Below are 14292 nucleotides of genomic sequence, written 5' to 3' on the forward strand. Positions count from 1 at the left end.
GAACACTAGCGTTTTGCGCTGCCGCAAGGATCAATCGTTGATTGAGGGCATCAATTGCATTTCGTAATGCATGTCGTCGCGGTGGCGCGGTGATGCCGCATCGCCGAGGAAACTGTTGCAGCCGAGACCGCCTTGTGGCGCGGTCGTCAATGTCAGTCCCCGCACCTCGCTGGCGCGCAGCACGAGCACGATCTCGTAGCGCACCAGCGGCTGGCCGAACAGCATCAGCATGCGCCGTAGCGCTTGGCTAGCAGGGGCGCGCGGCAAAAAGCTGGCGTGCTGCTGCGCCGTGAGCGGGCCGAGGCGCAGCCGCACGGCCAGGTCGGGACGGCGGCAGCGCTCGCCGACGGTGGCGCGCTGGCCCAGTACGGCATTGGCCATGCCCAGCGCCGTTTGTTCGCGCGGCGCCAAGACGTCCATGTCCCCCGTCGACTCGTCGATATTGCAGGGCACGCCGAAGTGCTCGGTCAGGATGCGCGCCATGACGATGGACGAGATGTTGCGCTGCTGGAGCAAGCCGCTGTACAGGCCGATTGCTGCCTCGTCCTGGCCCTGCTCTTGGCCCGGCTGGCACGCGGCCAGGGCCAGCAGGCGCGACAGGAAATCCCCGCTGTGGCCAGCCTGCTCGATGCGGTATTTTTGCCAGGCCTGGTAAAAGAGGGCGACGGCGCGGCTGGAAAACAGGTCGAGAAAGGCGCGCGCGCTGGTGTCGCGTTCGCTATGCTGGTGCGCGGCAATGCGCTCCGAATAGTGGCTGGGCAAGCTGCCCTGGCAACCCAAGAGGCCCATGAAGGCGGGCGTCAGGTGGATGTGCTGGCCGTGACCGGACAGCAGCGCTTGCAGCAGGGCATCGGCATCGGCGATGCCGTTGGTCGCCAGCGCTTCGACCTGGCTGGCGGGAAAGCGCAGCGAGACGCTATTGTCGAAGCGTATGCGCTTGGCCAGCGCCGTGTGCTCGTCGATGCCGTGTTCGGCCAGCCACGCCAGCAGCAGGCGCAGCGCCTGGAAGCACTCGAAGCGCTGCGGCGCGTCGAGCAATTGCTGGATTACGCTGGCGTGGCGGCGGCGCTGCGTTCTGGGCATCGCAGGATTTCCTCGCCGCTGCGTTGGGACAGCAGCGTCAGTTGGCTAAAGCAGTTGAGCTGGCTGTTCAGGGCGAAATAGCGCTGCAGCACCTGGGCAAAAATATACAGGCTGCTGCCGACGAAGGCTTGCTCGTCGATGCCCATGCGGATGGCGATGCCGGGCATCAGGGTGGGAAACGGCGTGGTCGGCATCCACGCGCGCGTGCTGCCGTGATCGAGCGTGACGATGCCCTGGATCAGGCGTTGCGTGGTGGGCGAACGGGGCAGGTCGTACAGGCTCAGCATTTTCTGGAATTCGCCCAGGCCCGCTTGCGTCAAACTGGAATAATTGAGCGACAGGTGCGCAATCAGGCGCCAGTGGGCGCCATTGTCCGCCAGGAAACGCATGCTCGGTGAGGGCTTGCGCAGGAAGCGCGCGGGTATGCCGTCGGGCACGTCTTCGGCCAGCAGGTCGCCGCCGGGCAAGCCGTAATGCAACTGCGTGGGCAAGTCGCGGTTGCTGCACAGCAGCTGCGTCGAGACGGTGGCGCAGGCCGCGCTGCCCGGTGAAAACTGCGGGTCGATCAAACTGAGCCGCATTTCATGGCCGGGGCTGATGGCCGCCACGGCTTCGTCGCGGCGCGCCAGCCAATATTGGCCCTGCTCGCTCTGCGCGCCTTGCAGCGAGGCATACAGCGGCAAGAAGGTGCTCAGGCGCTCGCCGGCCTCATCCTTGCGCACCAGGCTGACGGTATCGATGCTGTGGATGTCGTAGGCAAACGCATGCGTGGCATCGGCCAGCAGGGCGTAGTCGGGCTCGGTATGCGTGAGGCGGATCGGCACGCCGGACTTGGCAAACAGGTTGACGACGGGCGTGCAGCCCAGCAGCAGGTTGCCGGGGCTGACGCCGGACAAGAGCCGCGCTTCGTGACTGTCGCTGCGCACGCCCTTGAGCGGCAGGTGCAAGGTGAACTGGCGGCACTGCTTCGGCAACAGGGCCGCCAGCCTGGACCAGGCGATATCGATGAAATGGAATTTTTCCGGAAAGGCGAAATACTCGGTCAGCAGGCGCAGCGCCGGGTGCGATCGGGCGGAAATGGGGATCAGCGCGTCGTCTTCCGCATAGCCGGCCGGTGCCAGCGGCGTGCCATCGACGGCTAGCCATGGGCCGTGTTCGTCCAGCGCCACGTATGCGCCCGCGCCGCGCAGGAACAGGGCGTCGAGCAGGGCCGCGCGCACGGACGGTTCGCCATCGGCAAACAGGCGCAGGCTGGCAAAACCCGGCTGATCCAGATGATAGTTGTCGCTGCCGCTGGTGAATTGAATGCTGAGCAAAGCGCTGGCGCCGCCGGGCAGGCGCAGGCCGGGCGGCGCGTCGATGATGGCTGAAAAATGCAGGCGAGAAATGCCCAGCGGCACCAGGGTCACGTCATATGCGCTGGTAAATTTGCAAGCCACTCCCTGCACCGGTTGCGAACGCAGCACTGTGCCGCGCGGGACATGCGCAAGCTGGGCCAGCTGGCCGCCGCCCGGCGCTTCGTCGGCGGCGATGCGCACGATGGAGCAGGAGGGGAAGGGCCGCAGATAGTGCGGATACAGGGTGTCGAGCAGGGAATGGGTGAATTGTGGATAGGCGTCGTCGAGGCGCTTGGCGACCCTGGCCGTGAGCAGGGCGACGGACTGGATCAGGCGCTCGATGTGCGGGTCTTCGCACGTCTCGCCGGCGATCAGCAGGCGTCCGGCCGCCTTCGGATAGCGGCTGGAAAACTCGCGCGTGTACTGGCGAAACAGGCCCAGCTCGCGCTCGTAATATGGCAATAGTTGTTCCACGGTCGCGCTCTCCGCCAGCAGGAAAGCTTCATGCTGGCATCAGGCGCGCGCGTGGGTATTGATGCGAAACAATGATTTTTAGAAATGATACTCCGCGCGTATCATCGGCGTCTTCGCCGTCTGGCCCACATTGCCCGTGGTGGCGGCCGAGTTGCCGAACTTGTTCTTCCAGTACTGGTATTCCAGGCCTACGCGGAAGGTGTTCTTGGCGCTGCCCAGGGCCGCGCCCACGTCGTACATCACTTGCATGTCGATATTCGTTTCCACCGCCGTGTCGCGTCCCACTTCATCCTTGCCTTTGGAATCGATGAGGTTAAAGAAACCTTCGAACGAGAACAGCGGCGACAGGGGAATAGCCCAGGCGCCCGCCAGCATGGCGTGCGTTTTATACGTGTAGCGGCCCGTCACTTGCGAGATGGGTGGGAAGGCGCCGCTGGGGGCGTTGCTTTCGCGCAGCAACAGCAGGCTGGTGTTGAAGAAGCCGGGCACGTCCCACATCAGGGTGGTGCCGGCCACCAGCATGCGCTTGCGCGAGTTGTAGCCGACGTCATTTTTCGTGTTGACGTCGAAGCCCAGGGTGACGCCGACGCCGCGCACGGGGCCGAACTTGATGTCGCTGCCGCGCACCTTGCCGATGTCGATGGTGTTGCGGTAGACCAGATACGCCTCCTGTGCACCGGAAGTCTTGCCCAGCGCGCCAGGGTCTTTGCTATCGGACAGCAGGAAATCGAGGTTGACGAAGTTGCTGCCGTATTTGTAGCCGCTGGCGTGCGTGATGGCAAAAATATTTTTCTTGATGTCGTCCGGATTGAACGGTTCGCGGTAATCATTGCCGGCGCGCCAGCTCAGTGCGGTATCGCTCCATTCGGCAGCCTGGGCGGTCGCGCCCACGCCGAGGGTGGTAGTAAGGCAGAGCAACAGACACGGTATGGTTTTTGGCACTTTCGGCTCCTGATGGCGGTGTTGTAAAACGGGAACTGGGGATGGCTGGACGCGTAGCCTGCACGTAGCGCTGCAATGGGATAACGCGCGCCGTTCAATCCATGATGCGAGCATCGCCGCGCCGGGCGATATGTCTTGTGCGCATAATTACTATCAATTCCTGCATATAATCATCGCACCTTCTCGCCCTTGCGGGGCAAGGCGGTTGCTGTAAAGCTGATAATTTTTTTCAAAATTGTATACAGGTGTTGTTTTTTTGCGGAAATAGAAATACGCGCCGCCACGCCCGCCCCCAAGCGCTGCGGATGCCGATACGATAGAGAGAGAGTGTTGATTTTTTCCACTGATCGACATCCCGCATACCACGCAGCGAGGCACGAAAGAACAATGACGGCACGCCTGGAATTACTCGATATCAGCAAGCGCTATCCGGCCGTGGTGGCCAATGACGGCATCTGTCTCACCGTCGCGCCCGGGCAGATCCACGCCGTGCTCGGAGAAAATGGGGCCGGCAAATCGACCTTGATGAAAATCATCTACGGCGCCGTGCAGCCCGATGGCGGCCGCATCCTGTGGAATGGCCGCGAAGTGGAAATCGCCAACCCGTCGGCCGCGCGGGCGCTGGGCATCGCCATGGTGTTCCAGCATTTTTCCCTGTTCGACACCTTGACCGTGACGGAAAACATCGCCCTCGGTTTGCCTACGGGCACCAACATGGCGGCGCTGGCGCAGCGCATCGAAGACACAGCGCGCCAGTATGGTCTGGACCTGGAACCGCAGCGCCACGTGCACACGCTGTCCGTGGGCGAATGCCAGCGCGTGGAAATCGTGCGCGCCCTGTTGGCCAAGCCGCAACTGCTGATCCTCGATGAGCCGACCTCGGTGCTGACGCCGGGCGCCGTGGAAAAACTGTTTGGCACCTTGCGCCAGCTGGCGGCCGAAGGCTGCAGCATCCTGTACATCAGCCACAAACTCGACGAGATCCGCGCCCTGTGCCACACATGCACGGTGGTGCGCGCCGGCAAGAACGCGGGCGTGTGCGACCCCTCGCAAGAATCGGCGGCCAGCCTGTCGCGCATGATGATCGGCGCCGAGCCGCCCGCCGTCACGCGCGTGGCGCGCACGCCCGGTGCTGCCATGCTGAGCGTCAGGAATTTGCAGCTGCCGAAGAGCCATCCGTTCGCCACGCAATTGACGGATATCAATTTCGACGTGCGCGCGGGAGAGATCGTCGGCATCGCGGGCGTGTCCGGTAATGGCCAGCAGGAATTGCTCGCTGCCCTGTCGGGCGAGGACATGCGCGCAGCCCCTGCCAGCATCGTCCTGAACGGCACGCCAGCGGGACGCTTGCCGCCGGGCCGCCGCCGCGCCCTGGGCTTCGGCTTCGTGCCGGAGGAAAGGCTGGGGCGGGGTGCCGTGCCCGACATGGGGCTGGCCGATAACGTGCTGCTCAGCTTGCAGACCCCCGCCACCATCCGCCATGGCTTCGTGCGCCACAAGGTCATCGCGCAGCGGGCGGCCGCCATCATCGCCCGTTTCCAGGTGAAGGCGGGCGGGCCGCAGGCGCTGGCGCGCAGCCTGTCGGGTGGCAACTTGCAGAAATACATAGTCGGACGCGAAGTCATGCGCGAACCCACCGTGCTGGTGGTGGCGCAGCCGACCTGGGGCGTGGACGTGGGCGCGGCCGCACAAATCCGCGCCGAATTGCTGGCGCTGCGCGACGCTGGTTGCGCGCTGCTGGTCGTGTCGGAAGAACTCGATGAATTGTTCGACATCAGCGACCGCTTGCTGGTAATGGCGAAAGGAAAGATTTCGCCGTCGCTGGACGTGGGCGAGGCCAGCGTGACCCTCGTGGGGCAATGGATGAGCGGGCTGTGGCCGCAGGAGGCTGCCCATGGCTAAGTTTGCCTTGCGCCTGGAAGCCCGTCCTGCACCTTCGCGCTTGATGTCGTGGCTATCGCCCGTGCTGGCCGTGCTGCTGACCGTGCTGTGCGGCGCGCTGTTGTTTATTGCGCTGGGACACGATCCGCTGGCGGGCCTGGCCGTCTTCTTTGTGGAGCCCTTGCGCGATGCGCATGGCTGGTCCGAGCTGGGCATTAAAGTCGCGCCCTTGCTGCTGATCGCCGTTGGCCTGGCCATCTGCTTTCGCGCCAACATCTATAACATCGGCGCGGAAGGGCAGCTGACCCTGGGCGCCATCTGCGGCGGCGCGGCAGCCCTGTACCTGGACGATGGCGTGGGAGGCACGACCGTCATCGGCGTTTCCTTGCTGGCCGGCATGGCGGGCGGCATGGTGTGGGCAGGCTTGGTGGCCTGGCTGCGCGACCGCTACAACGCCAGCGAAATCCTCGTCTCGCTGATGCTGGTCTACATCGCCCAATTGCTGCTCAGCTATCTCGTCTACGGCGTGCTGCGCGACCCGGAAGGATTCAATTTTCCGCAGTCGAAACTGCTCTCCGACGGTTTGCTGTTACCGATGCTGCTCAGCGACACGCGCTTGCACGTTGGCATCGTGTTTGCCTTGCTGGCTTCCCTGGGCGGCTGGTTGTATTTGTCGCGCAGCATTTCGGGTTTTCGCCTGCGCGTGGGCGGTATGGCGCCGGCCGCCGCCCGTTATGCGGGCTTTTCTTCGCGCAAGACCTTGTGGTCATCGTTGCTGATCTGCGGCGCCCTGTCCGGCCTGGCTGGCGCTTGCGAAGTGCTGGGGCCGATGGGGCAGTTGACGCCCACGGTCTCGCCCGGCTACGGCTTTGCCGCCATCATCGTCGCTTTCGTGGGGCGCTTGCATCCCGTGGGCGTGATTTTTTCCAGCTTCGTCATGGCCCTGTTTTATATCGGCGGCGAACTGGCGCAATCGCGCCTGGGTCTGCCCAGCGCGATCACGGGCGTGTTCCAGGGCATCTTGCTGTTCGCCTTGCTCGCTTGCGATGTGCTGATCCAATACAAACTGCGCTGGAGGAAACATGGATAACCTGGCCCTGACGATAGCGCCATTGATCGCCGCCAGCATCAACGCGGGCACGCCGCTGATGCTCGCCGCGCTGGGACTGCTCGTCAATGAAAAGGCGGGCGTGGTCAACCTGGGCGCGGAAGGCATGATGCTGGTCTCGGCCATCACGGGCTTTGCCGTGGCCGTCAACACGGGCAGCCCCACCCTGGGTTTTCTGGCGGGGGCGGGCGCCAGTATGCTGCTGTCCGGTTTCTTTGCCTGGCTGACCGTCTGGCTGGGCACGAACCAGTACGCGACGGGCCTGGCCTTGTCGCTGTTCGGCGCGGGCGCATCCACGTATATAGGCTTGAAGTATGTGGGCAACAGCTTGCAGAACGGCCGCTTCGGCATCCCTTTCCTGGAAGACATTCCCGTGCTGGGACCGGCCCTGTTCCGCCAGCATGCTATGGTGTATTTGTCCTTGCTGCTGTGCCTGGTTATCGCCTGGTTTTTGTACCGCACGCGGGCAGGCCTCGTGCTGCGCGCCGTGGGCGAGTCGCCAGCATCCGCGCATGCGCTCGGCTACCCCGTGCGCCGCATCCGCCTGGCGGCCGTGCTGTTCGGCGGCGCCTGCTGCGGCCTGGCTGGCGCGTTTCTATCGCTGGTGTACACGCCGCTGTGGGTCGAGGGCATGGTGGCGGGACGGGGCTGGATCGCGCTGGCACTGACCACCTTTGCCACCTGGCGCCCGGCGCGCGTGGTGGGCGGCGCCTACCTGTTCGGCGGCATCACGATTCTGACGTTCCACGCGCAGGCGCTGGGCGTGCCGATTGCCTCGCAACTGCTGTCGATGCTGCCGTATCTGGCGGCCATCGTCGTGCTGGTGCTGATCTCCAGCAATGCCAATTACATCAAGCTGAACATGCCCGCTTCGCTGGGGAAAAATTTCAATCCCGGAAATTAATCACTCACCACAAGGAAAACCATGTCGAAGAAATTACTGTGCGCCGCCGTTTGCAGTGCTGCGCTGATATCCGTCATGCCCGCCATGGCCGCCGCGCCCGCCACTGCACCGCTGAATGTCGGTTTTGTTTACATCAGCCCCATCGGTGACGCGGGTTGGACCACCCAGCATGATCTGGCGCGCAAGGAAATGGAAAAGGCGCTGGGCAACAAGATCAGCACCAGGTTTGTGGAAAACGTGCCGGAAAGCGCCGATGCGGAACGGGTGATCCGCGACCTGGCGCAAACGGGCAGCAAGTTGGTCATCACGACTTCGTTCGGCTACATGAATCCCACCTTGAAAGTGGCGAAGCAATTTCCTAATGTGAAGTTCATTCATTTGACGGGCTACAAGACGGCCGTCAACGTGGCCAACACGAATGCCCGTTTCTACGAGGGCCGCTACCTGGCTGGCGTGTTGGCCGGCAAGATGAGCAAGAGCCACGTGGCCGGTTATGTGGCGGCATTCCCCATCCCGGAAGTGTTGCAGGGTGTTAACGCCTTCACGCGCGGCATGCGCAGCGTCGACCCCAAGGCGGAAGTGAAAGTGGTGTGGGTGAATAGCTGGTTCGACCCGGGCAAGGAACGCGACGCGGCCATCACCCTGATCGGCCAGGGCGCCGACGTGGTCACCCACCACACGGACTCGACCGCCGTGGTGCAGGCGGCGGAAGAGAAGGGCAAGTATGCGATCGCCTACCACTCGGACATGAAAAAGTACGGGCCGAAGGCGCAGCTGGCCGCCGTCACCCACCATTGGGGCGAGTACTACACGAAGCAGGCGCAAGCGGTGCTGGACGGTACGTGGAAGTCCGGCAGCACCTGGGGCGGCATCAAGGATGGCATGGTCAAGCTGGAAGGCATCAACGCTGCCGTGCCGGCCGATGTGAAACAGTTTGTATTGGCGCGTGAGAAAGACTTGGTCGCTGGCAAGCTCAATCCTTTCAGCGCGCCGATCAAGGATAACGACGGCAAGGTGCGCCTGGAGAAAGGCGTGCTGGACGATGCGGCGCTGACGAAGATGGATTATTTTGTCGAAGGCGTGGCAGGGAAAGTTTCCGGAAAGTAATAGGTTTGAGTTTGAACTTGCTGTAATATTGCCGGAAACGGGAGCAGGGCCGGGACGCAGTGCGCCTTTCCGGCCCATCCACACAGCAGAGCCTGAACAGGCCCGTACCGGAGATTGACCCATGGACAGACTGGAAGTATTCAAGATTATCGCGCTGCAAGCGAGCAAGGGCGAGCTGACGTTCCCCGCCAACGTCAAGGCTACCTTGAAGCTGCAGGAAGCGCTGGACGACCCTGATTGCCATATCGAAGCGGCCGCCCGCATGGTCATGGCCGAGCCGCTGCTGTCGGCCAGGGTCGTGGCATTGGCCAACTCGGCCGCCTACAACCGTTCCGGCAATGAAATCGCGAATGTGCGCGCGGCCGTCTCGCGCCTGGGCTTTGCCACATTAAAGTCGATGGTGGCGTCTGTCATCGTGCGCCAGCTGGGCAGCCAGATTACCGACCCGCAATTGCGCGCCAAGGCGGCCAAGCTGTGGGAACACACGGCGCATGTAGCCGCGCTGAGCCAGGTGATCGCCCGGAAAGTCACGCATGTGGACGTGGAAACGGCCATGTTCGCCGCCATCGTGCACGAAGTGGGCGGCTTTTATCTGCTGTCGCGCGCCGAGGAGTATCCGGGCTTGCTCGATGACAATACCGAAGACTGGATCGAATACGGCGAAAAACTGATCGGCCGCGGCGTGCTGCGCCAGCTGCAAGTGCCGGACATGGTCTTGCAAGCCGTGGAAGGCATGTGGCATGGCGGCAGCCCGTTCCCGCCCCGCACCCTGGGCGCGACCTTGGTGCTGGCCAACGATCTGTCGCCCGTCGGCTCGCCCCTGCACCCGCCGGAAAGCGCCGCGCGGCGCCAGGCGGCGGCGAAGATCGACTTCGGCATCGGCGGCAGCACCTTGCACACCATCCTCGAGGAATCGGCCGAAGAGATCGAATCGCTGGCGGCGGCCTTGCTGGTATAAGTTACTCGGCCATGAAATCCCCGCCCTTGCCGCGGGGATTTTTTTCGTCCGCATTTTGATGCATCTTTCCCCATGGCATACAATCGCCGGCCCGGCCATCCGCCGGACTGAATGTCTCCTCTTACCCAAAGGATCTTATGCAGAAGCTGTTTTCTTCCCTCGCCTTGACTGCGCTGGCGTTTTCCGCCCACGCCGCGACCGGTTTGCCCATGGTGCAGGAAGCGCCGCTGCGCGCCCACCTGGCCTTCCTGTCCAACGATTTGCTGGAAGGCCGGGGTACGGGCCAGCGTGGCGCCGACCTGACGGTGGCTTACCTGGAAACCCAGGCGCAGATGGCCGGTTTGCGCCCCGTGCGCGGCAACAGCTACCGCCAGAGCGTGCAAATCGCCGGCGTGAAGTCGCTGCCTGCCGAGAGCAGCCTGCAAGCCGTGGCGGGCGGCAAGGCCGTGCCGCTGGCGTTCGGCCCGGACTGGGTCTGGGCCACGGGCGACTCCGTTGCCGCCCACACCTTGGACGCGCCGCTCGTGTTCGTCGGCTACGGCATCACGGCGCCGGAAGAGGGCTGGAACGATTTCAAGGGCGCCGATGTCAAAAACAAGATCGTCGTCATGATGGTCAACGACCCGCAACCGACCAGTGCCGAGCCGAACCGCTTCGCCGGCAAGGCGCTGACCTATTACGGCCGCTGGACCTACAAATTCGAGGAAGCCAAACGCCAGGGCGCAGCTGGCGTGTTGCTGATCCACACGAAACCGTCCGCCTCATACGACTGGAGCGTGGTGCAAAACAGCTGGAGCGGCAGCGAACGCTTCCAGCTGGCCGACCGCACTGCCGGCACGCCGCTGCAGGGCTGGATTGCGGAAGACGCGGCGCGCCGCTTGTTTACGGCCGGTGGCCAGGACCTGGACGCCTTGCGCGCGCAAGCGGAAAGCAAGGATTTCAAGGCCGTCGCCTTGCATGCCAAGCTGTCGGGCGAGATGAAGTCCGCCGTGCGCAAGGTAGAGCAATTCAATATCGCCGGCATGGTGCCGGGCACCGACCCGACATTGAAGGATGAAGCTGTCATTTACAGCGGCCACTGGGACCACCTGGGCAAGCAGGGTGACAAGGGCGACACGATTTACAACGGCGCCGTCGACAATGCTTCCGGTACGGCCGGCTTGCTGGCCATGGCGCAGGCAGCCGTGAAAAAGCCGGCGAAGCGCACGCAGATTTTCCTGTGGGTAGCGGCCGAGGAACAAGGCTTGCTGGGCAGCGCTGCCTACGCGGCTGACCCGCTGTGGCCTTTGAACAAGACGGCCGCCGCGCTGAACCTGGACAGCCTGAACTTTGTCGGCGCCACGCACGACATCGGCGCGCAGGGTAGCGAGCGCACGGAGCTGGGGGCCATGGCGGCCACGGTGGCCAACGCCATGGGCATGCATATCGCGCAAGCGCGTCCCGACCTGGCTGGCGGTTATTTCCGCAGCGACCATTTCAGCTTTGCCAAGGCGGGCGTGCCCGCGTTTTCCATCAATGGCGGACGCGAGTACATCAAGGACGTGGCAGCATCGAAAGCCAAGGCGGCCGCCTACGGCCCCCGCTACCATCAAGTCACCGATGAGTACGACGCCAGCTGGGATTTGTCGGGCATGACGCAGCAGGCGCAGTTCACCTTGAACCTGGGGCAAGCCGTGGCGAACGCAGCGAAGATGCCGGCCTGGAAGGCGGGCGATGCGTTTGGCAAGGCGCGCGAACAAACAAAATAAACCCGGGGTCAGACCCTCAACACCGCCAACATTAAAATTAGCGCTAACTCACCCGGGGGTCTGACCCCAGCTTTCGCTGCTCGAATCGATACTTGCTCCACACCAGCAGCAGCAATAGCGGCATGGCGCCGCCCACCATGCACAGGGCGGGCCAGCCGCCGGCGGCAAAGCTGGCGCTGGCCAAGGCCGAGCCTGCCGACGCGCCGATGAAGCCGCCTGCGATGAAGACGGTGGTCACGCGCGCGCGGGCATGCGGCGCCAGTTTATAAATGATGGATTGGTGCGTCACTTGCAAGCCCATCACGCCCATGTCCAGCAGGACGATGCCGATCAATAACAGCAGCAGCGAATGGGCGCCAAAGCCGATCAAGGCCCAGCCCGCGATGGAGGCGACGGCCAGCAGCCACGTGGCCTGGCGCGCGTAGCCGCGGTCAGCCATGCGTCCCGCCGTGTTGGCGGCAAAGGCGCCCGTGGCGCCCGCCAGGCCGAACAGGCCGATCTGCATTTCCGAATAGTGGTAGGGAGCGCCGCTGAGCAAGAAGGTCAGGCCCGTCCAGAACACGCTGAAGGTGCCCAGGCCCAGGCCCGAGAACAGGGCGCGCTGGCGCAGCAAGGGTTCCTGGCGGATGATGTCGGCCAAGGACGCCATCAGTTTGCCGTATTGCAGCTTGCCACGCGGCGCCTCGTTTGGCAGGATGCGGCGCAGCATAACGAGCAGGGCTGCGACGACGATGGCGGCCAGCACGTAGACGGTGCGCCAGCCGCCGCTGATCTGCGACACCGTACCGGACACGGTACGCGCCAGCAAGATTCCCAGCAATAAGCCCGTCATGACGGTGCCCACCATGCGGCCCCGGCTGTGGTCGGGCGCGTACGAAGCCACCATGGCCGTGACCACCATCAAGGCGCTGGACGTGATCCCCATCAAGACGCTGGCGATGGCGAAGACAATAATATTCTGACTGCTGGCAGCCAGCAGCAGGGCGCCGATCTTGGCGATCAGCATCCACGTCAGCAACTGGCGGCGGTTCAGCACGTCGCTGAGGGGCACCAGAAACACGATGCCCAGCACATAGCCGATCTGCGTGGCCGTGACCAGGTAACCCGCTTGCGGCACGCTGACGCCAAACGAGGCCGCCAGCATGGAAGTGAGCGGCTGCACATAGTAGAGGCTGGCGACGAGCACGCCGGCGGACAGGGCAAACAGCAGGATGCGGGTCGACGTCAGCAGGGCGCTGGCATCGACGGTGGATGGTGCAGATTTCATGCGATACGACTTTCTTGGAATGATGCTTTTGGATCAGCATGATAGCGGGGCTGCGCACTTCTTGCCGGACAGGGCCGGTTTTTCGGCTGGAGTGTGAACAAAAAAAATCCCGGCGATCATGCTGACGGCCGGGAAAAGGGTATACGGGGATATACCGGGGGAGAGTTAAAACTTAACCAGCGCTTGCCAGCTCGGCATGCACTTGCGCCGTGATTTCATACGAGCGCAGCCGGTGCTGGTGCTCGAAGATTTGCGAGGTGATCATCAGCTCGTCGGCACCCGTTTCGGCGATGAAGGCGGCCATCTTCGCCTTGACGGTGTCCGGCGCGCCGATGGCTGTGCAGGACAGGACGGAGTCGAGCATGGCGCGTTCCTGCGGGCCCAATTGCTCCAGGTAGCCGGGTACGGGCGGCTGCAGGCGCGACGGGCGACCCGTGCGCAGGTTGACGAAAGCCTGTTGCATCGACGTGGCGCGTAGGTGCGCCTCGGCATCCGTGTCGGCGGCAAACACATTGAAGCCCAGCATCACGTAGGGCTTTGCCAATTGTTTTGACGGCTTGAAATGTTCGCGGTAGTAGGCCACGGCTTGCAGCATCATTTGCGGCGCGAAGTGTGACGCGAACGCATATGGCAAGCCCAGGTGGGCGGCCAGCTGGGCGCCGAACAGGCTGGACCCCAGTATCCACACGGGCACTTTCGCGCCTTTGCCGGGCACGGCCAGCACGCGCTGGCGGGGCTCGTCGGACATATAGTCGATCAATTCCAGCACGTCTTGCGGAAACTGCTCCGCGTCGGACTGCAGGTCGCGGCGCAGGGCGCGCGCCGTCGTCTGGTCGGAGCCGGGCGCGCGGCCCAGGCCCAGGTCGATGCGGCCCGGGTGCAGCGCTTCCAGGGTGCCGAACTGTTCCGCGATGACCAGCGGAGAGTGGTTCGGCAGCATCACGCCGCCCGCACCCACGCGGATGGTTTTCGTGCCGGCCGCCACATGGGCGATGACGACGGCCGTGGCGGCGCTGGCGATGCCGGGCATGCCGTGGTGTTCGGCCAGCCAGTAGCGGTGGTAGCCCCAGCTTTCGCCGTGCTGCGCCAGGTCGAGCGTGTTCTTGAACGACTGGCTGGCGTCGCTGCCTTCGGCGATGGGGGCCAGGTCGAGTATGGAAAATGGAATCATGGTAGCGATATCGGGACGTGGTGGAAAATCACAATGGACGATTTGTCTATCCCCTGCCGCTGGCAGGGTCACGTATGACAGCGTGGCGGGGAAGACAGGCTGTGCACATGATAATGCGAATCGGGAATTTGCGTACTGATCGGTAAAAAACTCGTATCGATGCGAAATCGGTGTGGGCGATGCCAGACCCTGTACGCGATGAAAGCCAGCCGGGAGAAACAGCTGCCACAGGTGCCGCTGAGCAAGCGCTTCGGCCAGCTCGCCTGCCGCGATTGTCCGTCTGCCAGCACGACGCGGGGTATTCCGAACATG

At 63.6% G+C, this 14292-nt stretch carries 12 protein-coding genes; 6 read left to right on the top strand and 6 right to left on the bottom strand.

The window, feature by feature from the left end; translation table 11 throughout:
* Window positions 1-30: 30 nt before the first annotated feature.
* The 4 genes from tssG to ACQ4WS_RS03390 form a co-directional block, all read right to left on the bottom strand.
* Complete coding sequence (gene tssG / locus ACQ4WS_RS03375; protein WP_436473668.1) at window positions 31-1083, bottom strand: type VI secretion system baseplate subunit TssG; 1053 nt, start codon at window positions 1081-1083, stop codon at window positions 31-33.
* Window positions 1047-2894 (bottom strand): type VI secretion system baseplate subunit TssF, encoded by a 1848-nt coding sequence (gene tssF, locus ACQ4WS_RS03380; RefSeq protein ID WP_436473670.1) that lies wholly within the window; start codon window positions 2892-2894, stop codon window positions 1047-1049. Before tssF ends, tssG begins: the two co-directional genes overlap by 37 nt.
* A gap of 78 nt (window positions 2895-2972) precedes the next feature.
* Window positions 2973-3785: an outer envelope protein gene (locus ACQ4WS_RS03385; RefSeq protein WP_436474091.1), complete on the bottom strand. Its 813-nt coding sequence runs from the start codon at window positions 3783-3785 to the stop codon at window positions 2973-2975.
* 221 nt (window positions 3786-4006) lie between these two features.
* Window positions 4007-4180 carry a hypothetical protein gene (locus ACQ4WS_RS03390; protein WP_436473672.1) on the bottom strand — a complete coding sequence of 58 codons (174 nt, stop codon included), beginning with the start codon at window positions 4178-4180 and terminating at the stop codon, window positions 4007-4009.
* A 43-nt stretch (window positions 4181-4223) separates the two neighbouring features.
* Here ACQ4WS_RS03390 and ACQ4WS_RS03395 point away from each other — a divergent pair, with 43 nt between their 5' ends.
* The 6 genes from ACQ4WS_RS03395 to ACQ4WS_RS03420 all read left to right on the top strand — a co-directional run bounded on the left by ACQ4WS_RS03395 (window position 4224) and on the right by ACQ4WS_RS03420 (window position 11542).
* Entirely contained in the window at window positions 4224-5738 is a 1515-nt protein-coding gene (locus tag ACQ4WS_RS03395; RefSeq protein WP_436473674.1) for an ABC transporter ATP-binding protein, read from the top strand.
* The gene (locus ACQ4WS_RS03400; protein WP_436473676.1) at window positions 5731-6807 is read left to right on the top strand and encodes an ABC transporter permease; all 1077 of its coding nucleotides are present in this window, start codon (window positions 5731-5733) and stop codon (window positions 6805-6807) included. The genes ACQ4WS_RS03395 and ACQ4WS_RS03400 overlap by 8 nt, the downstream gene beginning before the upstream one ends.
* Window positions 6800-7729, top strand: coding sequence for an ABC transporter permease (locus ACQ4WS_RS03405; protein WP_436473678.1), 930 nt, complete (start codon window positions 6800-6802; stop codon window positions 7727-7729). The genes ACQ4WS_RS03400 and ACQ4WS_RS03405 overlap by 8 nt, the downstream gene beginning before the upstream one ends.
* Before the next feature lie 21 nt (window positions 7730-7750).
* Complete coding sequence (locus ACQ4WS_RS03410; RefSeq protein ID WP_436473680.1) at window positions 7751-8836, top strand: BMP family ABC transporter substrate-binding protein; 1086 nt, start codon at window positions 7751-7753, stop codon at window positions 8834-8836.
* A 121-nt stretch (window positions 8837-8957) separates the two neighbouring features.
* Complete coding sequence (locus tag ACQ4WS_RS03415) at window positions 8958-9794, top strand: HDOD domain-containing protein (RefSeq protein ID WP_099379493.1); 837 nt, start codon at window positions 8958-8960, stop codon at window positions 9792-9794.
* 137 nt (window positions 9795-9931) lie between these two features.
* Window positions 9932-11542 (top strand): M28 family peptidase, encoded by a 1611-nt coding sequence (locus ACQ4WS_RS03420; RefSeq protein ID WP_436473683.1) that lies wholly within the window; start codon window positions 9932-9934, stop codon window positions 11540-11542.
* A gap of 43 nt (window positions 11543-11585) precedes the next feature.
* Here the strand turns inward: ACQ4WS_RS03420 and ACQ4WS_RS03425 are convergent, their stop codons facing one another.
* Both ACQ4WS_RS03425 and ACQ4WS_RS03430 read right to left on the bottom strand, forming a co-directional pair.
* Window positions 11586-12809 (bottom strand): MFS transporter, encoded by a 1224-nt coding sequence (locus ACQ4WS_RS03425; RefSeq protein WP_436473685.1) that lies wholly within the window; start codon window positions 12807-12809, stop codon window positions 11586-11588.
* 172 nt (window positions 12810-12981) lie between these two features.
* Window positions 12982-13980 (bottom strand): LLM class flavin-dependent oxidoreductase, encoded by a 999-nt coding sequence (locus ACQ4WS_RS03430; protein WP_436473686.1) that lies wholly within the window; start codon window positions 13978-13980, stop codon window positions 12982-12984.
* Window positions 13981-14292: the final 312 nt, after the last annotated feature.

Origin of the sequence: Janthinobacterium leeuwenhoeki (assembly GCF_051380795.1) — a bacterium.
GTDB lineage: Bacteria > Pseudomonadota > Gammaproteobacteria > Burkholderiales > Burkholderiaceae_D > Janthinobacterium.

What these genes read in the sequence shown, in the direction of transcription:
- ACQ4WS_RS03415 (WP_099379493.1), top strand. Translation starts at nt 8,958, where the DNA reads ATGGACAGACTGGAAGTATTCAAGATTATCGCGCTGCAAGCGAGCAAG.
- ACQ4WS_RS03395 (WP_436473674.1), top strand. Translation starts at nt 4,224, where the DNA reads ATGACGGCACGCCTGGAATTACTCGATATCAGCAAGCGCTATCCGGCC.
- ACQ4WS_RS03430 (WP_436473686.1), bottom strand. Translation starts at nt 13,980, where the DNA reads ATGATTCCATTTTCCATACTCGACCTGGCCCCCATCGCCGAAGGCAGC.
- ACQ4WS_RS03420 (WP_436473683.1), top strand. Translation starts at nt 9,932, where the DNA reads ATGCAGAAGCTGTTTTCTTCCCTCGCCTTGACTGCGCTGGCGTTTTCC.
- tssG (WP_436473668.1), bottom strand. Translation starts at nt 1,083, where the DNA reads ATGCCCAGAACGCAGCGCCGCCGCCACGCCAGCGTAATCCAGCAATTG.
- ACQ4WS_RS03425 (WP_436473685.1), bottom strand. Translation starts at nt 12,809, where the DNA reads ATGAAATCTGCACCATCCACCGTCGATGCCAGCGCCCTGCTGACGTCG.
- ACQ4WS_RS03410 (WP_436473680.1), top strand. Translation starts at nt 7,751, where the DNA reads ATGTCGAAGAAATTACTGTGCGCCGCCGTTTGCAGTGCTGCGCTGATA.
- ACQ4WS_RS03400 (WP_436473676.1), top strand. Translation starts at nt 5,731, where the DNA reads ATGGCTAAGTTTGCCTTGCGCCTGGAAGCCCGTCCTGCACCTTCGCGC.
- ACQ4WS_RS03405 (WP_436473678.1), top strand. Translation starts at nt 6,800, where the DNA reads ATGGATAACCTGGCCCTGACGATAGCGCCATTGATCGCCGCCAGCATC.